This window comes from Corynebacterium silvaticum, from assembly GCF_004382825.2.
In the GTDB taxonomy this organism is placed as follows: domain Bacteria; phylum Actinomycetota; class Actinomycetes; order Mycobacteriales; family Mycobacteriaceae; genus Corynebacterium; species Corynebacterium silvaticum.
Window position 1 is genome coordinate 794,488 of sequence record NZ_SDQO02000001.1, and the last position, 22,561, is coordinate 817,048.

Here is a 22,561-nt window from a genome sequence, read left to right on the forward strand (position 1 = left end):
CAGGATCAAGGAGATTTCTTTAACTCATGAGCTCCCAACAAAAAAACATTAATGCTGGCGGTTCCAACTCTAACGACGACTTCCCGGACCCCACGCTTGGCGCAGCCCAGACGCAGCTCTCAGCGACCGGCGTTGATGACCTCTTAGATGAAATAGACGGCCTTTTAGAAAATAACGCCGAGGAGTTTGTTCGTTCTTACGTGCAGAAAGGCGGGCAGTAATACCGTGTTGTCGCCGCATTCCCACGCAGTAGCACCACACGCGGCTTTTACCAGGCGAATCACTGGCATTGAAACTGAGTACGGGATAACGTGCGTGTCCGAGGGAGGCAGTCGTCGCTTAAACGCCGACGAGATTGCTCGGTATATGTTCCGGCCAGTAGTAGAGCGCTGGTCTAGCTCGAACGTCTTTGTTCCTAATGGTTCTCGCCTTTACCTCGATGTAGGCTCGCACCCGGAATACGCTTCCGCAGAATGCGACTCTTTAGCGCAACTCGTTGCCTATGATCGCGCCGGAGACGTCATTGTTAATGAACTTGCCGTTACTGCGGAAAAGCGCTTGGAGGCTGAGGGCATCGGCGGCAGCGTTTATCTTTTTAAAAACAACCTTGATTCTTTTGGTAACTCTTATGGTTGCCATGAAAACTACCTGGTAGGCAGAGATGTCGTCCTGAAAACCTTCGGCAAACAACTCTTGCCTTTTTTGATTACCCGCCAGCTCATCTGTGGCTCTGGATCTATTCAAAATGGAGAGTTCCAGATTTCTCAACGCGCCGATCACGTGTGGGAAGGCGTGTCGAGCGCGACGACGCGCTCTAGGCCGATCATCAATACTCGCGATGAGCCACACGCAGATTCCCACCGATTCCGGCGACTACACGTTATCGTTGGGGATTCCTCTATGTCTGAGGTAACCTGCGCCCTTAAAATCGGCTCCACCCAGTTAGTTTTAGAGATGATCGAGGCGGGCTTCGACCTGGCAGATCTAGAACTTGATAATGAGATTGCTGCTATTAGAGATGTCTCTCGGGATACAACGGGAAAGGCTCTTATCCAGCTCAAGAATGGTTCGCAACAACAAGCCATATCCATCCAGCGCAGTTACGCAGAAGCAGCACAACGGTGGCTCGACATCAGGGAAGAAACCGGCGGAACTAGCAACGCTGCTATGGCAGACATAGTAAATCTCTGGCTCAAGGTGACAGCAGCAATCGAATCGGGTGATGTGAGCGCACTAGAGCGCGATATCGATTGGGTAATAAAGCTCAGTATGCTGCAGAAGTACCAAGCTCGACTGGGATTGGCCGCACATGACTTCCAGCATCCCAAGCTCGCTCAAGTAGATCTGGCCTATCACGATATTCGTCCAGGTCGTGGACTTTTTCGTGTCTTAGAGGCTAAAGGGTTGGTTAATCGGTGGATCACTGACCAGGACATCCATCATGCAGTAGATAACGCCCCTGACACCACGCGCGCGGCACTACGCGGTAGGTTCCTACACGCAGCACCGCGTCTAGGAGCCCCTATTTCCACGGATTGGCTAAGACTCAAAGTTAATCGTCCGGAACCTCAGATCGTGGAACTGGCAGATCCTTTTTCTGCGGTTGACGAACGCGTGGAGGGGCTCATCTCTTACATGGAACAGCACGCAGATTCTTATGCCCAGGAAGGTGTCCACGAGTGAAAAAAGACACTGTCATGGAGAGGATCGTCAACGTTACTTTTGCTTTCCTTAATGCAGAAAGCCGCGGACATCACTATCTCACCGCAAAATGGATTATCGAACATGTTGAGGGGTATAAGAAAAACCCAGAGACAGGGGAGACCCGTTCTTATGAGGCAGCACATCAATTGTTCAAACGGGACCGCACAGCGCTACTACGCGCTGGTATTCCCATTGAGACAGTAGCCACTCATGCACATACTGCTTACCGACTCCAGACGGAAGAATACCCACTGAAAAAAGTGAATTTCACCGCCGAAGAGGCAACGGTTCTTGCACTTGCTGGACAGATGGGTCTGGGAGATGAACTAGCAACGTTTTCTCGTTCCGGGTGGACTAAGATCGCGGCCTCAGGCATTGATCGCGAGTTAACCGCCACACCTCGTTTCCATCCCGTAAACGACTGGAACTCTCTTTCGGCGTCTCACTTTGACTCAATATTAGAAGCCTGCCGGAGTAACAAGCGGCTTCGTTTTGAATACCTCCGTAATAAAGCATCTGAGCCGCAATGGCGAATCATGGATCCCTGGGGGATTGTTTCCCACCGAGATCGCTTGTACTTAGTCGGTTTTGACATCGAGCGACAAGAAAAACGAGTTTTCCGCATTACTCGCATCGTTTCTGTAGCAAAGCCAGAGTCCATCCCGTCCGAGGACACGTTTCATTCCCCGCAACCAGGGATAAACCTGCAAGAACTTGTAGAAGAGCAGCTAAGACAAGGCCAGGTGCTCGTCGACGCCACCGTAAGGGTTAAAGAAGGCCACGGGTTTGAGTTCAGCTCACGCGGTACCCGTAATCACGACGGGAGTTATTCGCTTATCGACGTTGACCTGGATTGGCTAATACGAACCGCCGTGGCCCTCGCTCCCTCGGCAGTAGTTGTTGAACCTCAGGACGTCATTTCAGACATAGTTTCTTTACTTTCTTCTGCAGCGAAGGAGACTTGATGGCTACGTCGAAAAGCAAAAATAGGCGTTTGACAGATCTTGTCCGCCTGCTTAACCTCCTGCCATATTTTGAAGCTCACCCAGGTCGCTCAATGATGGAGGCGGCTACAGATCTTGGACTTTCTCCTAGTCAAGTTCAAGAAGACCTCAGTCGACTATTCTGCTGTGGTCCAGGGACTTTTCCAGACGAGCTTATTGATCTCGATGCAGAACTGCGTTCGGTGACCGTGATCAATAATCAGGGGATGGCTGCACCTCTGCGGCTCACCCACACCGAGGCGGGTGCCCTTTTGCTTGCACTGGAAACGCTAGAGCAGGTACCAGGACTGGTAAAGCGCTCAGCTGTGCTATCAGCGGCCGAGAAATTACGGCAAACCATGGGGGAGGAGACCCATGGAATCTTTGACTCAACAGCTCTGGGGAATGACCTTGCGCCCGAGCCGGATCTAGAAACGATCCGGGAGTCGATGAGCATGCGCACTCAAATTGAGTTCGATTATTACAACCGTAATCGCGACGAGTTATCCCACCGTGTGGTGAGTGCGAGTCGCATCTTTACCAACGGAGGAGAGACATACCTCACAGCTTGGGAAGACTCCAGCGAATCCCACCGGACATTTCGGGTCTCAGCCATGAGTTCTCTTGCGCTCACCCAGCTCCGAGCTACCCCGCGACTGGAACGGGCCACCTTTGATGACTCAGACCCCTTTAACTTTTCTGCAACCTCGGAATTTGCCAAACTTGAGCTCTCGGCAGAAGCGCTCTGGCTTGCAGATACCGTCCCGTTAGACGTCGAGCAGATCAACGAGAAGGGATGGTATGAGGTGGTCCTTCCGCTGGCTTCCAGGGAATGGGTTATACAATTTGTGTTAAGCAACCTTGATCGGGTGCGCGTGTTAGCTCCACCTGATCTTGCTCAAACAGTACAAGATCGCGCCAAGCTCGCATCGAGCGTGTATGATCCAAAACGAGTAACAAGCAGCAAATAAACGCTGTTTTGGTCCTATGTCACAGTGAGGGGTACGCCATGAACCTTGGTCCTACCGAAATCATCATCATTTTATTCATTGTTATTCTGCTTTTTGGCGCCAAGAAGCTTCCAGACGCCGCCCGTTCGCTTGGCCGTTCTATGCGTATTTTCAAGTCTGAAGTCAAAGAAATGAGCAATGATGACCAGCGTGCCGAGCAGCAGCAGGCACAGCTGATGCAGCAGCCTTATGTCCAGCCACAAAATGGCATTGTTCCTCCGCAAACTCAGGATCCGGTTGAGTACCCAACCCAGCAGCAGCAACAGCAGAATCCCCAGCACGGATAAGCGTTTTATTTAGCTACCGTGTTCTGAATAAAAGCCTTGTGGTTCCTAGCGATCTGTGGAAACCACAAGGTCACTATTTTACGTTAAGGCAGTAGGCAGGAATCTTAATGAGCTCGGTTGAAGCTTCCCCGCAAGGTGGCGTTGTCCCACGCCGTGGGTTTAAGAAAGTGTTTACGAGGGCAAAGAAACAAAACCATAGTGAAATGTCCCTGGTCGAGCACCTTCAAGAGCTACGACGCAGGGTGATAATCTCTGTTTTTGCCGTGATAGTCACAACGATCATCGGTTTTATCTGGTATCAGCATGCCGTTAACCTCTACTGGTTTTCTATCCCTTCCCTGGGGGATATTCTCCGTGGTCCCTATTGCGATCTTCCTCCGCAAAAGCGCGCAGATCTTACCCATGATGGCACCTGCAGGCTGATAGCAACCGCACCGTTTGAGATGTTCATGCTGCGTCTTAAAGTGGGAGCATTGGCTGGCCTGGTCTTTGCATCGCCGATCTGGCTGTATCAACTCTGGGCTTTTATCACCCCTGGGCTCATGAAGAACGAACGGCGCTGGACGTTTTCGTTTGTCAGCATTGCTGTCTTGCTGTTTATCTTTGGTGCGGTTCTTGCCTACTTTGTTCTTGACTATGGTCTTGAATTCCTCCTAGGCATCGGTGACGATGTCCAAACCGCTGCACTATCTGGTGACCGTTATTTCAGCTTCATACTGGCGCTTCTTGCCATGTTTGGAGTGAGCTTTGAGGTTCCACTCATTATCGCAATGCTCAATATTGTGGGGGTTCTCCCATACGAAGTGATCAAAGATAAACGACGAATCATTACCGTTGTTTTGTTCATTTTTGCGGCTTTTATGACTCCCGGCCAAGACCCCTTCTCCATGCTTGCCCTCGGAGTGTCGCTCACCTTGCTCGTTGAATTCGCCATGCAATTTGCACGGATAAACGACAAACGCAGAAATGTCTCGCGGCCCAGCTGGATGGATCTTGATGACGAATCAGCGTCACCGCTTGATCTTCATGCAGGAGGAGTCGATTCGCCTAACCCTGTTACGGCTTCAGAACCTGTGTCTGCAGCTTCTACTGTCGAATCAAGCGGTGGCATTAATGCTCAACCTATTACTCGGCCTGCTCCGCTTAAGCAAACAAAACCCTTAGATTCTGGTACCAACTTCGACGACGTTCTCTAGGCACAGTAGCCTTAAGGCATGACGATTACGCCAGCCTCTGACTCTCATCTCCGCGAGTTCATCTCTCGGCAAAAGTTTCCCCTCGATGATTTCCAGCTTCAGGGATGCCAAGCCATTGAAGATGACCGCGGAGTTTTAGTATGCGCGCCGACAGGGGCAGGCAAAACTATAGTCGGAGAATTCGCAGTCTCGTTGGCGCTTTCTCGTGGCACCAAGTGCTTTTACACCACGCCGATCAAGGCGCTCAGTAACCAAAAATTCCATGACCTGGTTGAAGTCCATGGTGAAGAAGCTATTGGCTTGCTCACCGGGGATGTATCCATCAACCATGATGCCGACGTCCTAGTGATGACCACTGAAGTACTCCGAAATATGATCTACGCGCGGTCAGAGGCTTTAACCCGACTTACCCACGTGGTCATGGATGAGATCCATTTTCTGTCCGATAAGTCTCGCGGCGCGGTATGGGAGGAGGCGATCCTCGGTCTTGACGAATCTGTCAGCGTGGTTGGCTTATCCGCCACCGTCAGCAACTCGGAGGAATTTGGCCGTTGGCTGGAAACAGTCCGGGGAGACACCGAAGTTATTGTTTCTGAGCATAGGCCGGTTCCCCTTAATCAGTGGATGATGGTGGGACGCCGTATTCATCCGCTATTTGAGCCAGATTCAGGCGGTGAGGTCAACGCTTGGCTTGAAGATCACATCGATCGGTTAGAAGGTAACGAAGCGATCGACCGAGGGCGTGCTCAGTTCAAAGCTGGAGGCTTCCGTGCGCGTTCATCCGGAGAGTCTCATAGTTCACGTTCAGGCCGTCCGCGACAAGACCGGTATCGCCCTCTTGGGCGTCCGGAGGTTCTTGATGTTCTACAAAGCCAAGACATGCTTCCAGCAATCACCTTCATCTTTTCCCGTGCTGGATGTGAAGGCGCGTTATATCAATGCATGCGTTCCAGCATCGTACTCACGGATCAACAAGAGGCAGAAGAAATCGCCCGGATCGTCGATGCCGGAGTAGCCGGTATCCCGGAGGAGGACCTGAAAGTTCTTGATTTCCGCAAGTGGCGATCTGCGCTGATGCGTGGTTTCGCTGCACACCATGCTGGAATGTTGCCCGCTTTTAGGCATATCGTCGAAGAGCTTTTTACTAAAGGCCTCGTCCGCGCTGTTTTTGCCACGGAAACTCTCGCACTCGGCATTAATATGCCAGCCCGGACAGTCGTCCTAGAGAAACTCGTCAAATACAATGGTGAAGCTCACGTAGATCTCACTCCTGGTCAATACACACAGCTCACTGGCCGCGCAGGACGTCGTGGCATCGATATCAGCGGAAACGCTGTGGTCCAGTGGGCACCAGCAATGGATCCGCGTTCTGTGGCAGGGCTTGCATCAACACGAACCTACCCGCTCATATCGACCTTCTCGCCCGGCTACAACATGTCGGTTAACCTGCTTAAAACCATCGGTTTTACTCCAGCGCACCGGCTCTTAGAAAAGTCATTCGCTCAGTTCCAAGCAGATGGCAGCGTGGTGGACGTTGTGAGGAATATAGAGCGCTCGGAAGCACGGGTTAAAAAACTTGAAACGCAGCTCAGCTCTCATATACCCGAAGAAGATATTGAGAAGTTTTTAGAATACATTGATCTCAGACGCGAACTTACTGATGAGGAACGCAGGGCAAAACGGCACTCATTCGAACAACGTGAGATAGAGGTAGCTCGGATACTAGCCAGTCTTAATCTCGGAGACGTGATTGCTATGCCGGGCAAAAAGCGCCCGCTATTAGCCGTGGTTGTGCAGCCTTCCAATAACTCTTCCGATCCTAAGCCTTGGGTGACCATGGAATCTGGTTGGTCGGGGAGAGTAGATACCGCTGCTTTCCCGATGCCTCCTGTGGTGGTAGGCCATATGAAGCTCTCTCGTGCCACGATTGCTCAGCCTCGGAAAAACTCCAAGTACGTGGTCAGACAGTTTGAAAAACTCTCCTACTCTCGACCTAAGCGTCTTAAAGCGCAGCAGCGTAATCGTCCGACGGAAAAGATCACTGAGCTTCGCGCGCGCATACGTTCCCACCCAGCTCATCAGTGGGATAACAGGGAGGACCTTGCAAGGATCGGAGAAAAACTCGCGCGTGCGCAGAAAGAGACATCTCGACTACGTACCACGGTAGAAACCGCCACCGACACCCTTGGGAAGACGTTTGACCGGATCCTGGGACTACTCGGAGAACTCAACTACGTGGAGTTTATCGATGGCGTTCCAAAGGTAACGGAAGAAGGGGAGAATCTCGCCAAAATTCACAATGAATCGGATTTGCTGGTAGCTCAATGCCTCAAACGCGGAATCTGGGATGGACTCGATCCCGCAGAACTTGCCGGCGTTGTCAGCATGTGCACATTTGAGAATCGTAAGGAAACGCGTGGTGAGCCGGAAGCTGCGACAGAACCCATGGCCGCGGCAATGAACAACACACTCCGACTCTGGGATGAGCTCAGCGTTAATGAACGACGCTACCAGTTACCTGTAACCAAGTATCCCGAGGCTGGTTTTTCTTTAGCTGTTCATCAATGGACTGCTGGCGCGCCACTCGGTTATTGCCTCGCAGCTGCCGCAGAATCAGGGGCGGAGCTCACCGCAGGTGATTTTGTGCGGCAGTGCCGTCAGGTTATCGATCTACTTGAACAGATTAGATCAACTGCCTACAGCAATGAGACGAAAAAATCTGCTCGGTCTGCTATCGAAGCAATACGGCGCGGTGTGGTCGCTATAGGCAACTAGGTGGCGTCGATAAGCTTTAAGTTCTCTAGAATAAGCACTATGTCTATCAATGAATATCAAGGCTTTGCCCCTGAGGTCTATGCGCATAGGATCGCACGCGCGGCTGTTCTTGCCCGCGAATCGGGTCTAAGTGGACTCATTATCGGGGCAGGCGCGCAACTTGCCTATCTCACCGGTTCCTGGATCTCAACCCACGAGAGGCTTACGGCCCTGGTGATTCCGGCTTCCGGGGCTCAACCCACCCTTGTTGTGCCGGACGTAGATCGAGGCGACCTACGGAAATCTGCTGTTCCGCTTCTTGGTATCAACGTTCTCGGTTGGGTAGACGGACAAGACCCCTACGCTGCAGTGGTAGCTGCGCTGGGGGAGCCTTCTCACGCTACCGTTGGCATAGGAGAAGACCTCACGGCTAACCACTTGATATCGCTCCAAAATATCCTAGGGGAACAATCAGCTACGGTATTGGCAACCGCCGTTCTAGCCGAGTTGTTCGTGGCCAAGGACCCCGAAGAAATCGAGCAGCTACGAGCAGCCGGCCAGGCCATCGACAGGGTCCATGCGCAAGTGCCTTTCCTCTTGCAACCAGGGCGAACAGAAGCCGAAGTGGCCGAGGACTTGGCTGTGCTCATCAAGAAAGACCATTCCAAAGTCGACTTTGTGATCGTAGGAAGCCAGATCAATGGCGCTAATCCTCACCATGATTATTCGGATCGCGAGCTCGTACTCGGAGACATGGTTGTAGTTGATATCGGCGGTACCTATGGTGTGGGCTACCACTCGGATTGCACCCGAACCTATGTTGTTGGGGGCGACGCTGACCTCTTAGAAACAGAAGCACGGCAAATGTACGACGTGCTTTTCCGTGCGCAGGAAGAAGCGGTTAAAGCTATTCAAGCGGGAGTCACCGCAGCAAGCATTGATAAAGTAGCCCGCGATATTATCTCGGAGGCAGGTTACGGTCACGCGTTCATCCACCGCACCGGCCATGGCATTGGCTTATCGACGCACGAAGAGCCCTTTATCATGGAAGGAAACGATCTTGTCCTCCAACCAGGCATGGCGTTTTCCGTCGAACCCGGCATTTATCTCGAAGGCCGTTTCGGCGCCCGTATTGAGGACATCGTCGTGGTAACAGAAAACGGCTGCGAATGCCTCAACAACCAGCCACGGACGCTCCAGTGACTTCTACCGTTCGTACCCTGCTTGTTCTTGGTGCCACCAGCGAAATCGGCGGGCAGATAGCACGGCTCCTGGCACCCGGCCGTCGTGTAGTTCTCGCCGCGCGTCGCACTGAAGATCTCAAAGACCTTAGCGCGGAGCTCATGGCGTTGGGAGCCGTGTCAGTGCAGACTGAATTTTTCGATGCTTCTGATCTGCACTCCCATCGGAAGGTAATAGAGAATTCCGGCGATATTGAACATGCCATAGTGTGTTTCGGCATTCTCGGAGATCAAGAGATCGCCGAAGTTGATGAGCACCATGCTGCGGACATCGCCACGATAGACTACATGGCACAGATTGTTGCACTTACTGTCCTCTCTGATCGCATGAAGCATAACTCTCAGCCCAGTACCATCACGGCTTTCTCGTCTATCGCTGGTTGGCGAGCTCGACGAGCTAACTACGTCTACGGGTCAACCAAAGCTGGATTAGACGCCTTTTGCCGAGGCCTCAGCATGGCTGTGCATGCAACGAATCTCCGCATGATCACTGCCCGACCTGGTTTTGTGATCGGAAGAATGACTGCTGGAATGTCTCCTGCTCCTATGTCTGTGACACCGGATGTTGTGGCCCGAGCGGTCGTACAGGAGATCAACAATGGAAAGGGGTCCACCACACTGTGGATACCTCGGCGCCTCATGGCGCTAGCCTTCCTCATGCGTGTGGTTCCTAGCTCAATTTGGCGGCACATGCCACGCTGATCACAGCGAATAGCTTTTGTATCGCTAAAATTTTTTCTATGAGTACGGAAGCGACCTCGTTACGGCGTATTGCGGTAGGGGATTCAGTAGCCAAAACGGGTTCTATCACTGTGGTGGGGATTAGCGCCGGTGGGGTAGACGAGCTGGGATCTCAAGCGCGCGAGGCAATCTATAACGCGGACGTGATCATTGGCTCGTGGCGTCAGCTAGGGCTCGTCCCTGACAATATCCCAGCGGAACGCCGCCCATGGCCGTCTCCGATGCTTCCCAAGATCCCGGAGATTTTTGCAGAGCTGACAGATCATAATGTGGTGGTCTTAGGCTCAGGCGACCCGATGTTCCATGGCATCGGGTCAACACTCATGCGTATGCTTCCACAGCATTCGATTACAGTGATCCCGCATAGCTCTTCAGCATCCTTGGCGTGCGCGCGTCTAGGGTGGCCCCTTGACAAGACTCCCGTTTATAGCTTGGTCACCAACACCGTAGATCATCTCGTGCTTCCGGTACAGCGGGGTGGAGATTTCCTGGTGCTCGGGCAAGATGAAAAAACTCCTGCCCGTATCTGCGACCTTTTAATTGAACTCAACCAATCAGACGCAAAAATAATCATACTTAGCGATTTGGGTAGCTCCGATGAGGCAGTTGCTGCAGGAACTGCAGAAAATCCTCCTACTGCTACGAGCGCCCTCAACGTTATTGCTGTCTCTCTACAACGTGCGGGTGAGAGCATGCTCCCTGGGCTTTCCGACACCCACTATGCCTCCGATGGCCAGCTCACTAAACGTCACATCCGAGCTCTTACGCTCTCGGCTTTGGCACCCCGTCAAGGCGAGACATTGTGGGATATTGGTGGGGGTTCTGGTTCCATCGCTATCGAGTGGCTTAGATCCACACCCGGAACAACTGCCGTTTGCTTTGAAGTAGTTGAGGAACGCCGCAACCGCATCGCAGAAAACGCACGGACACTAGGCGTTATCGACCGCTTAGCCATCCATAATGGAGCACCGCAATCTTTCGACGAGGTTCCTGCATCTCCGGACGTCATATTCATCGGAGGTGGCCTCACAGCACCTGGGGTCTTTGATGCCGCATGGGCTAGGCTTCCGATAGGCGGCCGTCTTGTAGCTAACGCAGTGACAATTGAAAGCGAATCGATGCTCTGGGAGCTAAGACAAGCATTGGGCGGAACCATGGCGCGTTTCGATATTTCACAGGACCATAACGTGGGATCTTTTACCACGATGAAGCCAGCGCTGCCGGTAGTCCAGTGGGTTATTACCAAACTCAACGCCACTGCTCATTAGTAAAACTGTAGAAAATTAAAGGTAAAAATGACTGTTTATTTTATTGGTGCTGGTCCAGGTGCCGCTGACTTGTTAACGCTACGCGCACAAAAACTCATCAGCACCTGCCAAGTGTGTATGTACGCCGGTTCCATTGTTCCGCCTGAGGTCTTGGACTCCGTCCCGGAAAATGCTGAAGTCACCAATACCGCTCGTATGCCGTTAGATGAAATCACCCGGCGCATTCTCGACGCACACGCCGATGGAAAAGATATCGCACGGCTGCATTCCGGCGATCCTGCTATCTATTCTGCAGTGGCCGAACAAGCCCGGCGTCTCACCGCGCATGGCGTGGATTATCAGATAGTGCCTGGGGTACCTTCCTTTGCAGCTGTTGCTGCGGCATTAGGCCACGAGCTCACCGTGCCTACGGTAGGTCAAACTGTCATCTTAACGCGTGTATCCGGACGAGCTTCGGCAATGCCGGAGGGGGAGGATCTGACCACGCTGGGGCAAAGCGGAGCCACGTTATGCATACATTTAGCAGCCTACGATATCGACCGCGTGGTAGCAGAGCTCATCCCTAATTATGGCGAGGACTGCCCGGTCGCCGTTGTCGCTTTTGCCTCCCTCCCAGAGGAGAAAATCGTTCGGGGAACTCTCGCAGATGTTGCAGCAAAAGTAAAAGAATCAGGCATTACTCGCACAGCGATCATCGTTGTCGGTCGGGTTTTAGCTGCCGAAGGCTTCCCGGATTCTTTCCTTTATTCCGATGGACGTCCTCGCGATGCAGAAGGAAGGACTATTCCATGCGCGCACTGATTCTTGGTGGCACTGGCGAGGCCAGGGACGTCGCCCAGTTGCTTTACGACGCTGGCTGGCATGTCACTAGCTCGCTCGCTGGAAGAGTTGCAAACCCTAAACTACCTGTAGGAGAAGTGCGCATTGGTGGTTTTGGCGGGCCTATGGGTCTTACCCAATGGTTGATCAAGGAAGGCGTAGAAGTAGTCATCGACGCCACGCATCCTTTTGCTGAGCGCATTAGCATTTCTGCTGCGGAAGCCACGAGAGCAACGGGAATTCCGCTTATTGCCCTCCATCGTCCAGCGTGGGTAGCTGGCCCCAGAGATCGTTGGCGGCCTGTCTCTTCAATGGTCGAGGCAGCCCGCCTAGCTGCTAGAGACTACCACCATATTTTTCTCACTATCGGCCGCCAGCAACTTGCGCCTTTTGCCGAGGATCCCCATAACTTGTATGTGGTACGCACCGTGGAACCTCCGCAAGTGCCGCTTCCACCACGGCACCGACTGATTATGTCTCGTGGTCCTTTTACCGTAGCTGAGGAAAAGAAGCTCATGGTGGATAACCAGATTGATTGCGTTGTAACCAAAAATTCTGGAGGTCCTTTAACAAGCGCTAAATTGGACGCAGCGCGCGAGCTTGGCGTTGACGTCATCATGGTCCAACGCCCTGTTTTGCCTCACGCTGCATACACAGCAACGTCTGCGGCAGAAGTCATGGACGCCATACAGAAGCTCTAAGGCTAACGCGCGTTATCCACACGGTGCTTGACGCGCGTAAAATACATCAGGGTCATCACTGCTAAAAAGCCGATTCCTACGGCAAGAGCTAGATGGTATTCAGGAAGCCACACCATGATTCCAAAAGTAAAAGCGATAAAGCCGATGGCAAAGTATTGCCCCCACGGCCACAGAGGAACTTTATAGCCCAGGGCGGATACTTCTGTAGCACTCATTTTCCTCCGTGAGAAGAGATGCGCCAGAAGAATCATCAGCCAGACATATACGGTGGCAAACGTGGCTAATGCTGCAACGACCTCAAAAACACGGTCAGGCAGTACCACGTTGAGGGCCGCTCCGATGATTAGCACGATGACCAAAATAACCGTGGTCATGACAGGGACATTACGGTAGGTATGCGCCATCGCTTTCGGCGCAAGGTTTTGCTTTGCTAGTCCAGTAAGGACTCGTCCCGCGCCAAATAAGTCCGCATTAATCGCCGACAATGCCGCCGCAATCACCACTACGTTCAGCAGGTCCGCCGCCCACGTTACTCCGAGGGAATCAAATATTTGCACGAAAGGAGACTCGTCTCCAGTAATAGTCCGCCACGGGTTGATCAACAAGATCACTAAAACCGCGAGAACATAAAAAGCAAAATACGCAGAGGAACAGTATTAATCGCTTGTGGAATCGACTTTTCTGGATTTTCTGCTTCTGAGCCTGCCACACCGATAATTTCAGTGCCGCCGAAGGCAAAGAGCACCAACATGAAGGACGCAATCATCCCCTTTATGCCGTTAGGGAAGAAACCACCGTCTGCAACGAGATTTGCAGGCCCAGTCTCTGCGTTACTCAGACCAAAAACAAGTACTGCCGCGCCACCAACGATCATCGCAATAACAGCGCCGACTTTGATGAGAGTGAAAAAGAATTCCAGTTCCCCGAATGCTTTTACAGTAGCTATGTTCGCCGCGCCCACTATCAGCAGAGTCACCACGACCCATACCCACTGGGAGACATGTGGAAGCCAAAACTTCATATAGATACCGATTGCAGTGAGGTCGGCCAAACAGACTATGACCATTTCAAAAGCAAACATCCACCCGGTGATGTAGCCAGCCCAGCCGTCCATATGTTCACGTGCGTATTCCGCAAAGGATCCGGAAATAGGGTTGCGAACAGCCATTTCGCCCAATGCCCGAAGCATGAAATAAACTACCGCGCCACCAAGCACATAGACAAGCAAGACTGAAGGACCTGCTGCTTGTATCGCCCCAGCTGAACCATAAAAAAGACCGGAGCCGATGGCGGATCCTAAGGCAATGAAATGAAGGTGCCGATGTTTTAAGCCACCGTTGCGTCTAATCCGAGAAGTCCGAACCTGCCGCTGCTTTGTATTAATCGGTAACTCTGCCACGGATTGAGCAGGGGAGCCACTATCATTGGCGCTCATCGCAATGAGTCCTTTCTAAAAAGACCTCTCCGCCTACGGAATGAGGCCGCAGCTAAGATCTCACCAATGCAATAACGCGTATTCATCCGAACACGAAGTTTCTTGCCCCACGGTTTTCGTGCCGGCTTCAGCTACCCGGAATAGTCTAGACCGCTTTGTATTCAGTGCATATAACAGCCGTTCACAGCTCTTATTCGAGTCGCATCCTTAACCTATAGGCTACCGCGGTTTTTACACAGCGATAGCCTTCTGGGTTACTCGTAGCGTCGTGAAGTAAAAACGCGGATACCATCCGCACCCATGTACTGGTGCGTTGTCGACGCCCCCACGATCACCATTGTACGCATATCAACGATGTCTGGATCAAAGTCTCGCAGAGCCGTGACCACAACTTTTTCCTGGTCGGACCCCACAGCACGAGCCACAATGACGGGGGTATCTTCCGGCTGGTATTCCAAAACAATGTCCCTGAGTTTTGCTACCTGCCAGCGTCGCTCTTTTGAAGCGGGGTTATAGCAGGCAAAAGCCATGTCAGCACCTGCGAGCGCACGGATACGCTTTTCCACGATCTCAAAGGGCTTGAGCCGGTTAGACAAAGAGATCATCCCAAAATCATGGCCTAGCGGTGCACCTACTTGAGATGCCACGGCTTGCGCCGCGGTCATACCGGGGATAATACGAACCGGCACCTCGCGCCATTGTTCATCATCGGCTGTCTCTAGAACTGCCGCAGCCATGGCAAACACGCCGGGATCTCCAGAAGAAACCACCGCAACTTTTCTTCCCTGTTTTGCCATGTCTAAGGCCATGGCTGCGCGCTCAGCTTCCACCTTGTTGTCGGAGAGGTGTCGGCGTTGCCCGGCGCGCAGGGGCACGCGGTTGACATAGGTGGAGTATCCAACAATATCGGTGGCGTTTTTTAATTCTGCGGTGGCCTCGGGTGTTATCCACCGTGAGGAACCAGGCCCGAGGCCTACGACTACGACTTCACCTAGAGTACCATCCTGGCAGCACTCTTCGTGCGATACACCATGTTCTTGGTGCACCAACGAGGGGACAACAGCTACTGCGAAATAAGGAATAGAATCCGGATCGGCTTCAAGTACAGGGATTGTGCTTTGCCCCTCCATACCTACGCGCTTTACCACGTACGCCCGATCAGCAACTCCTGCATCGATGAGGCACTGTCGAACTTTTTTAAACGTACGGCCCAGTTTCATCACAACCGCTGTGTCACAATCGAGAAGTCGCTGCGTTAATTCAGCACTAGGAAGCGTTCCTGGGATGATCGAGAGAACTTCATCATCCTCAGATAGTGGCATGCCCAAGACATCAGCTGCAGCAGTAATAGAGGGGATTCCTGGGATGATCTCTGCCGGAAATTCTTCTGCAAGATATTTGTGTAAGTGCTGGTACGAGCTATAAAGCATAGGGTCACCCAGCGCCAACACGGCGACGGTTTTGCCTTGCTGTAGATACGTGCGGAGTCGCTGGATAGCATCAAGGTAGAAGTCGGCCATGGCCCCGGCGTATCCACCAGGATGATCAGTGATTCCCGTAGTCACTGGGTATTCCAGAAGCACGTGCTCTTGCGAGTCCGTTAAATAAGCTTCGGCGATCTTCCGCGCAGCCGAGGTCCCGTTAGATCGAGCATGATAAGCAACCACGTCTGCGGCTTGGATAGCTTTGATCGCTTTGACCGTTAACAGTTCGGGATCGCCAGGACCTACACCTACACCAATGAGTCTTGCCTTGCTCACGGGAGTATCTCCTTTTCTGTGGCAAGAGCATTAATGGCGGCGCATGTGATTGCAGACCCGCCACGACGCCCATGGACGGTAACAAACTCAGTACCAAGATCTGCAGCCACATTGGATAAAGCTGCCTTGGATTCGGCAGCGCCGATGAATCCTACGGGGATACCGATAATTGCGGCGGGGTGCGGCCGGGTGGAATCTTCGGCAAGCCAGTTCATCAAGTGGAAGAGCGCTGTAGGGGCGTTGCCGATAGCCACGATGGCGCCGTCGAGACGCTCAGCCCATAGTTCTACTGCCGCGGCAGATCGGGTTGTGCCGAGTCGGGCTGCAAGTTCTGGGATGCGTTCGTCTTGAAGCAAACACACCACATCGTTATTGGCGGGGAGTCGTTTACGAGTTACTCCGCTTTTCACCATGTTCACGTCAGTAAAAATGGGGGCTCCCGCTTTGAGCGCGTTTCGAGCTGCGGGAACAAGGTTCGCCGAGAACTCAATGTCCTCGGCGAGGTCTACCTCACCGGCGGCATGAATCATACGGACAGCAACTTGTGCTTGGTCTGGATCAAAGTTACTGAGATCGGATTCCTCACGAATCATCGCAAAGGATTGACGGTAAATCTCATTGCCGTCGGTGATGTAGTCAAAACTCACCTTGCTGATACCTCGTACTCTCCGTCGCCGGTGGCAACGTATTCCGTGTGATGGGATAGGGGATGACCGCAACGACGGTCGCACCCTGAAAAGTGTACAAGGCCCTCTGGTGCTTTACCTGAAAGGACCAACTGCGTTGCATCATTTTGGGTGTTGGATAAAGATTTCTGGCACCCCGGCAGGCCGGTGCACGCAGTTACTCGTAGCCATGGTGATTCCTGGTCAAAAAGCAGCCCGAGCGGTGCGAGTACTTTAACCACGGCATCCGCATCATGGTGCGGAAGATCATGAATCACGATTGATGCCCAGGGAGTAATCGTTGTCTCTGCATCTATAGCGCTCAAGATATCGGCAACCTGCGCGGTGAGGAAGCCAAAGCGGAGACCTGCTCCCAAAGAAACGCGTTCATCGCCAAGGTCAATCCAACCAACCGGACGCGCAGATCCCTCAATGACGGGAGGAGTTACCAGCTGTGTGTCCACAGCAAAGTGCGTCTGAACTTGGTCAAGGATGTGCGCGCGTATGGACGGGCTTTCATGGAGACGCCACGAGTCTTCACGATTTTCTTGCCACATGCGCGCAGCGAAAGTGAGTACCTCGGGGATGATCTCTAGGCTATTCAGATGAATCTCGGTAACCTGCCCGCCCAGGATCATATGGTGCGCATCATCAATTGCGATAACACCAAAGTCTGGCCTTTGGCTCAGGATGTCGCCTTCGCCCGCGTCAAAACCAAAGAGGGTACGCCCAGACAAGCCAGAGACTACATCATCACTTAAAAGCGCAGCGTCTAAGCTTTCCACCAGCGGCCATAGCTCAGGGTGCAGGGGAGAGGCCAGGATATTCCTGATCTTGTCGTGGCTCCGCGAAGGCAAGAACCCAGACTCTTCCACCACAGTGGCAAACTGTGCTTCATCTTTCACGCCGCGGAACTGCATATTGCCACGGGTTGTGATGTGGATTGTTCCGTCGCCAAGCTCGCGAGCGATCTGGGCAATCGTTTTCCATTGTTCTGTGCGTACTCGCCCGCCGGGGAAGCGGACGCGTCCGATAGATCCGTCCGTAGCGTGATGCAGCTTAAGTGCACCAGGACACATGTCAGAACGGCTACGGTCTGGGTGAGCAATCAGTACTGCTGATTGCGAGAGTTTAGGGTGGGTCATGCGCAACATGATAGTAAAAACAAACACACTTAAACCAACATTGTGACCTGTAAAACTTTGTTGAAATAAACACTTTTCTTAAGTTTTCTGACACTTTGCGCTCTGCACATGCCTGATAAGAATGGCGGATCCACAGAACGATCACACCGTTAGCGAGCGCTTTTACCCCCATACATGCCCAACTCGTAAAGCAGATTGGCTAAGGTAGTACACGCCCTTGGGCATGCTGTTAAAAAACAACGTAATAATGAAAACAGAGAACCGCATTGTGGTTCCCATGGTGTTTGTTGTGTACACGCTGAATAAGCCCAGCCTAGAGCGCCGAATTATTGTCGGAAAAGCTTATCTTCATGTGTCGATGAATCCGGTGAAATTCCGGACGGTCGCACCACTGTTATAGCCAGACCATCGACTTCATGAAAACCACGTGCCGCAACCGCCTTCTTAAACAACGCCGTCGATGGGCGCGTCACCCACGAAAGGACACCTTGCCTCGCATGATCACGCTTTTGTCTACATCGGATACAGATCTCCTTTCGGCCAAAGTAGCGGGAGAAACTGATAACGTCAGCTTCCATTGTGCTAACCCAAACTATGTCTCCGAGGAAAAACTCGACGAGCTTATCGCACAGACTGACGTCTTTGTCGTCCGTCTTTTGGGAGGAAAACGCGCATGGGAATCCGGCTTAGAGCAGATCCTCGCCTCTTCGGTTCCGTTGGTAGCCGTTTCCGGCGAACTCGCAGTGGACGCTGAGCTCACCGAGCTATCCACCGCACCGGCAGGAGTTGTCACCACAGCCCATACGTACTTAGCCGAGAGCGGCCAATCTAATTTTATAAACCTGCATAATTTCCTCTCCGATACGCTGCTTTTCACCGGCTTAGGCTTTGAAGAACCACAGCATATGCCGGTGTGGGGACACCTGGACAGAACCTCCACGGTTACGGTCCCACCGCAGGCTCCCCGGATCGGCATTATTTATTACCGCGCACAGCATTTAGCAGGTAACACCGCCTACATTGAGGCCCTCTCCCGCGCCATCGAAGAAAAAGGCGGACTACCCGTACCAATTTTTGCTGCATCCCTGCGCCAAGCATCAGAAGAATTACTCCAAGAACTGCGCACATGCGATGCCTTAATCACCACCGTGCTCGCGGCTGGCGGCACAAAACCGGCTACCGTAGGAGCTGGCGGAGACGATGAAACGTGGGACGTCGCAAAGCTTGCAGCTCTCGACGTGCCCATCATCCAAGGTCTTGCGCTCACCAATGCGCGCTCCGAATGGGAAGACAACGACGAGGGACTCAGCCCTCTCGATGTAGCCACCCAAATCGCAGTACCAGAATTCGACGGGCGACTCATCTCCGTACCGTTCTCCTTCAAAGAATACGACTCCGACGGCCTCATCTCCTATGTACCCGATGCCGAACGATGCTCCCGCCTTGCCGGAATAGCCATCCGCCACGCGGCACTACGGACTATCGAGAATAAAGACAAAAAACTCGTCCTCATGCTCTCTGCATACCCCACCAAGCACGCCCGCATCGGCAACGCCGTGGGGCTCGACACTCCGCTTTCTACGCTTCGCGTCCTTCAAGCCCTCAATAACGCAGGCTACGATCTCGGTAACACCAGCGAAATACCGGGGTACTCAGAAGACGGCGCTCATGATGGAGACGCGTTAATGCACGCCATCATCGCGGCAGGTGGACACGACCCAGAATGGCTCACCGACGAGGTAATCAAGAATAATCCCCTCAAACTTTCCCAAACGGATTATCTCAACTTCTTTGCATCCTTATCGCAAGCAATGCAAGACAAGATGACCCAACACTGGGGACAAGCCCCCGGCACTCATTACGTCAACCAGGAAACCGGCGAACTCTACATAGCTGGACTGCAGTTTGGCAACATCGTCGTAATGGTGCAACCACCCCGCGGCTTCGGCGAAAACCCTGTCGGCATCTATCACGATCCCGATCTCCCCGCCAACCATCACTACCTAGGGGTCTACTATTGGCTCCGGGAAATCTTTGGAGCCAATGCCATCGTACACATGGGCAAGCACGGGAACATGGAATGGCTACCCGGGAAAAACGCAGGTCTTTCCGCTGAATGCTACCCGGACCAAGCAATCAGCGAGCTACCACTCATTTATCCCTTCCTTGTCAACGACCCAGGGGAAGGAACACAAGCCAAAAGACGAGCCCATGCAACACTTGTCGACCACATGATTCCGCCCATGGCGCGCGCCGAAAGCTACGGAGACATCACCCGACTCGAACAGCTTCTCGACGAGCACGCAAACATTGCGTCCATGGATCCCGCCAAACTCCCCGCTATCCGCCAAGAAATCTGGACTCTGCTTCAAGCAGCAAAAATGGACAAAGACCTTGGTTGGGAAGAACGCCCTGACGAAGACGCCTTTGATGATCAAATCATGGAGATCGACGGATGGCTCTGCGAGATCAAAGACGCAGCCATACGCGGCGGACTCCATATCCTAGGAGAAGCAGTCACCGGGGAAGTCCGCATCGAGCTCGTTCTCGCAATGCTGCGCGCCCGCCAACTCTGGGGAGGCGACAAAGCAGTACCAGGTCTACGCGAATCCCTAGGATTATCCGAAGCCGGCGATGAAACCCTCGGCAGGGTAGATGCAGTAGAAAAAATCGCCCATGCTCTTCTCATAGAGCTCGACGCCGCAGACTGGAATCCCAACAGTGTGGACTCCATCCTGGACGCAACCGAACTACCTGGAAACGCAAACAAAGAAGAACTAGCCAAGCTCCTCAGCTTTGCATGCAAGGAAATCATCCCCCGACTAGCCCAATCAGAGCGGGAAATCGACCAGATCCTCCGCGCACTCGATGGAGGTTTTATTGAAGCAGGTCCCTCCGGCTCCCCCATGCGAGGCCTAGTCAACGTCCTACCCACGGGGCGCAACTTCTACTCAGTCGATCCCAAATCACTCCCATCCCGCCTAGCATGGGAAACCGGCCAACTCCTCGCAGATTCCCTCATCGAGCGATACCGGGCAGAACACGAAGGAGACTACCCAACATCCGTCGGGCTTTCCGTCTGGGGAACCTCCGCCATGCGCACCTCCGGAGACGACATCGCCGAAGTATTCGCGCTCCTTGGAGTGCGCCCCGTATGGGATGAAGCATCGCGCCGGGTGGTTGACCTAGAAGTAATATCGCTCGAAGAACTCGGACGACCACGCATCGACACAACAGTCCGCATTTCTGGTTTCTTCCGCGACGCGTTCCCTCACGTGCTTGCGCTTATCGACGATGCCGTCCAGCTAGTGGCCCATCTCGACGAGCCGCTAAACATGAACTACATCAAGGCCCATGCGCTTGACGAAGCCCAGCACGACCACGTACGACGCATTTTCGGCTCAAAACCAGGCACATATGGAGCCGGGCTGCTTGAGCTCATCGAGTCCGGCACCTGGCGCGATGATAAGGACCTTGCGGATGTCTATACCGCGTGGGGCGGCTACGCCTACGGCCGCGGTATGAGCGGGGTAGAAGCCGCTGACGATATGCGCACTGCTTATCGACGAATCCAGGCCGCCGCAAAGAACGTGGACTCCAAGGAACACGATATCGCCGACTCCGATGATTACTTCCAATTCCACGGCGGCATGATTGCTACAGTGCGTGCACTCACCGGCAAAGACCCTGAAGCCTATATCGGCGACTCGACGCGTCAGGAAACCGTCAAAACCCGCACTTTGCATGAGGAATCGCGCCGGGTTTTCCGTGCCCGCGTGGTCAACCCACGGTGGATTGCGGCTATGCGCAAGCATGGATATAAGGGCGCCTTTGAGATGTCCGCTACCGTTGATTATCTCTTTGGATACGATGCGACCACCGGGCTCATGGACGATTGGATGTATGAGACGCTGACGGATACATACGTGAAGGATCCAGAGAACAAAGAATTCTTCGAGGCATCTAACCCTTGGGCACTCCGCGATATTTCCGAACGCCTGCTTGAGGCTGCAGATCGTGGCCTATGGGAAAACCCCACAGCAGAAGCCTTGGATACCCTGCGTGGAACCTTCCTAGAGATGGAAGGCGCCTTGGAAGAAGATTCTCTCAATAAAAGTGAGAGTCTGACGGCCCCAGAAGCTGCTGAAACTGCTAGAGCATCATCGATAAGACAAAAACAGTAAAGTAAGGGCTATGCCGCTTTTTATTGGTCTTCCGTACATTTTGATTGAAGCTCTTGCCTTCTGGGGTGTTGCTCAGTGGCTAGGGACCGCCACTGCGCTCATCGCACTCATCGCTTTTCTTTTTGGCGGCTTATTTCTTGCGGCCTTTGAAATGCGAAGCATTTCACGGCGTCTAGCGGCCGGCAGCTCATCTCCCGGTCGCGCTGCTGGCGACCTAGGGTTATTAGCCGCCGGGGCAGTAGGAGTTGCGCTGCCTGGCTTTGTCACGAGCATATTCGGGCTTTTGCTTATTCTCCCGCCCACTAGAGCGTTCATTCGGTCGTTTTTGGCCAAAGGGCTTCGAAAAAAGATTGAAGACATGGGTGTTCGTAGTTTCGAGGCAACCAATAGCTATAGGCAACACGCCAGTTATGGAAGCTTTGGCGCCCAGTCAGTCATCGAACATGATCAGCTTAACGAGGAAGAGATTCAACAATGGTCCCGCGATATAAAGCCTGAGGATTTCGGGGGACCACACGGGCCGAACCCGCAACAAAAATAAGACGTTCTAGCTGCTAAGGCTTTTCATACAGAAACTTCTTTTGTAGCCTCACTCAATAGCGCTTATGTCTTTCTCAGGGAATGGTGGCACGTGGGCCAGCCATTTTCCACCCAAGTCTGGGCGTGTG

Annotated in this window: 17 protein-coding genes and 2 pseudogenes; 15 read left to right on the forward strand and 4 right to left on the reverse strand. The window is 53.0% G+C overall.

From position 1 onward, the window contains the following. Nucleotides 1-26 precede the first annotated feature (26 nt). The 12 genes from ET810_RS03670 to ET810_RS03725 all read left to right on the forward strand — a co-directional run bounded on the left by ET810_RS03670 (nucleotide 27) and on the right by ET810_RS03725 (nucleotide 12,704). A complete protein-coding gene (locus ET810_RS03670) occupies nucleotides 27-221 on the forward strand; it encodes a ubiquitin-like protein Pup (RefSeq protein WP_087453967.1) in 195 nt (64 codons plus the stop codon). A gap of 4 nt (nucleotides 222-225) precedes the next feature. Beyond that, a complete protein-coding gene (pafA, locus tag ET810_RS03675; RefSeq protein WP_134315900.1) occupies nucleotides 226-1,683 on the forward strand; it encodes a Pup--protein ligase in 1,458 nt (485 codons plus the stop codon). Then, nucleotides 1,680-2,669, forward strand: coding sequence for a helix-turn-helix transcriptional regulator (locus ET810_RS03680; RefSeq protein WP_087453965.1), 990 nt, complete (start codon nucleotides 1,680-1,682; stop codon nucleotides 2,667-2,669). Before pafA ends, ET810_RS03680 begins: the two co-directional genes overlap by 4 nt. After that, a complete protein-coding gene (locus ET810_RS03685; RefSeq protein WP_087453964.1) occupies nucleotides 2,669-3,658 on the forward strand; it encodes a helix-turn-helix transcriptional regulator in 990 nt (329 codons plus the stop codon). Before ET810_RS03680 ends, ET810_RS03685 begins: the two co-directional genes overlap by 1 nt. Before the next feature lie 38 nt (nucleotides 3,659-3,696). After that, nucleotides 3,697-3,984 carry a Sec-independent protein translocase subunit TatA gene (gene tatA / locus ET810_RS03690; protein WP_087453963.1) on the forward strand — a complete coding sequence of 96 codons (288 nt, stop codon included), beginning with the start codon at nucleotides 3,697-3,699 and terminating at the stop codon, nucleotides 3,982-3,984. Between the two features lie 107 nt (nucleotides 3,985-4,091). Next, nucleotides 4,092-5,180: a twin-arginine translocase subunit TatC gene (gene tatC, locus ET810_RS03695; protein ID WP_087453962.1), complete on the forward strand. Its 1,089-nt coding sequence runs from the start codon at nucleotides 4,092-4,094 to the stop codon at nucleotides 5,178-5,180. Nucleotides 5,181-5,198: 18 nt separating this feature from the next. Continuing rightward, nucleotides 5,199-7,955: a DEAD/DEAH box helicase gene (locus tag ET810_RS03700; protein WP_087453961.1), complete on the forward strand. Its 2,757-nt coding sequence runs from the start codon at nucleotides 5,199-5,201 to the stop codon at nucleotides 7,953-7,955. A 39-nt stretch (nucleotides 7,956-7,994) separates the two neighbouring features. After that, nucleotides 7,995-9,137, forward strand: coding sequence for a M24 family metallopeptidase (locus ET810_RS03705; RefSeq protein ID WP_087453960.1), 1,143 nt, complete (start codon nucleotides 7,995-7,997; stop codon nucleotides 9,135-9,137). After that, entirely contained in the window at nucleotides 9,104-9,877 is a 774-nt protein-coding gene (locus ET810_RS03710; RefSeq protein WP_087453959.1) for an SDR family oxidoreductase, read from the forward strand. The genes ET810_RS03705 and ET810_RS03710 overlap by 34 nt, the downstream gene beginning before the upstream one ends. A 38-nt stretch (nucleotides 9,878-9,915) precedes the next feature. After that, the gene (gene cbiE, locus ET810_RS03715) at nucleotides 9,916-11,184 is read left to right on the forward strand and encodes a precorrin-6y C5,15-methyltransferase (decarboxylating) subunit CbiE (protein ID WP_087454885.1); all 1,269 of its coding nucleotides are present in this window, start codon (nucleotides 9,916-9,918) and stop codon (nucleotides 11,182-11,184) included. 27 nt (nucleotides 11,185-11,211) lie between these two features. Beyond that, a complete protein-coding gene (gene cobM / locus ET810_RS03720) occupies nucleotides 11,212-11,985 on the forward strand; it encodes a precorrin-4 C(11)-methyltransferase (protein ID WP_134315899.1) in 774 nt (257 codons plus the stop codon). Then, nucleotides 11,973-12,704: a cobalt-precorrin-6A reductase gene (locus ET810_RS03725; RefSeq protein WP_087453957.1), complete on the forward strand. Its 732-nt coding sequence runs from the start codon at nucleotides 11,973-11,975 to the stop codon at nucleotides 12,702-12,704. Before cobM ends, ET810_RS03725 begins: the two co-directional genes overlap by 13 nt. A 2-nt stretch (nucleotides 12,705-12,706) precedes the next feature. Here the strand turns inward: ET810_RS03725 and ET810_RS03730 are convergent. The 4 genes and pseudogenes from ET810_RS03730 to ET810_RS03745 all read right to left on the reverse strand — a co-directional run bounded on the left by ET810_RS03730 (nucleotide 12,707) and on the right by ET810_RS03745 (nucleotide 17,718). Then, nucleotides 12,707-14,139, reverse strand: a pseudogene (locus tag ET810_RS03730) (amino acid permease). Between the two features lie 254 nt (nucleotides 14,140-14,393). Continuing rightward, nucleotides 14,394-15,899, reverse strand: coding sequence for a precorrin-3B C(17)-methyltransferase (cobJ, locus tag ET810_RS03735; RefSeq protein WP_087453956.1), 1,506 nt, complete (start codon nucleotides 15,897-15,899; stop codon nucleotides 14,394-14,396). After that, nucleotides 15,896-16,546: a precorrin-8X methylmutase gene (locus ET810_RS03740; protein WP_134315898.1), complete on the reverse strand. Its 651-nt coding sequence runs from the start codon at nucleotides 16,544-16,546 to the stop codon at nucleotides 15,896-15,898. The genes cobJ and ET810_RS03740 overlap by 4 nt, the downstream gene beginning before the upstream one ends. Beyond that, complete coding sequence (locus tag ET810_RS03745; RefSeq protein WP_087454883.1) at nucleotides 16,543-17,718, reverse strand: precorrin-3B synthase; 1,176 nt, start codon at nucleotides 17,716-17,718, stop codon at nucleotides 16,543-16,545. The genes ET810_RS03740 and ET810_RS03745 overlap by 4 nt, the downstream gene beginning before the upstream one ends. 238 nt (nucleotides 17,719-17,956) lie before the next feature. Here ET810_RS03745 and ET810_RS11930 point away from each other — a divergent pair, with 238 nt between their 5' ends. The 3 genes and pseudogenes from ET810_RS11930 (at nucleotide 17,957) to ET810_RS03755 (ending at nucleotide 22,434) form a co-directional block, all read left to right on the forward strand. Further along, nucleotides 17,957-18,109, forward strand: coding sequence for a hypothetical protein (locus tag ET810_RS11930; protein WP_166741003.1), 153 nt, complete (start codon nucleotides 17,957-17,959; stop codon nucleotides 18,107-18,109). A 97-nt stretch (nucleotides 18,110-18,206) separates the two neighbouring features. Further along, nucleotides 18,207-21,815, forward strand: a pseudogene (cobN, locus tag ET810_RS03750) (cobaltochelatase subunit CobN); the annotation flags it as partial. 88 nt (nucleotides 21,816-21,903) lie between these two features. Next, nucleotides 21,904-22,434: an FxsA family protein gene (locus ET810_RS03755; protein WP_087453954.1), complete on the forward strand. Its 531-nt coding sequence runs from the start codon at nucleotides 21,904-21,906 to the stop codon at nucleotides 22,432-22,434. Nucleotides 22,435-22,561: the final 127 nt, after the last annotated feature.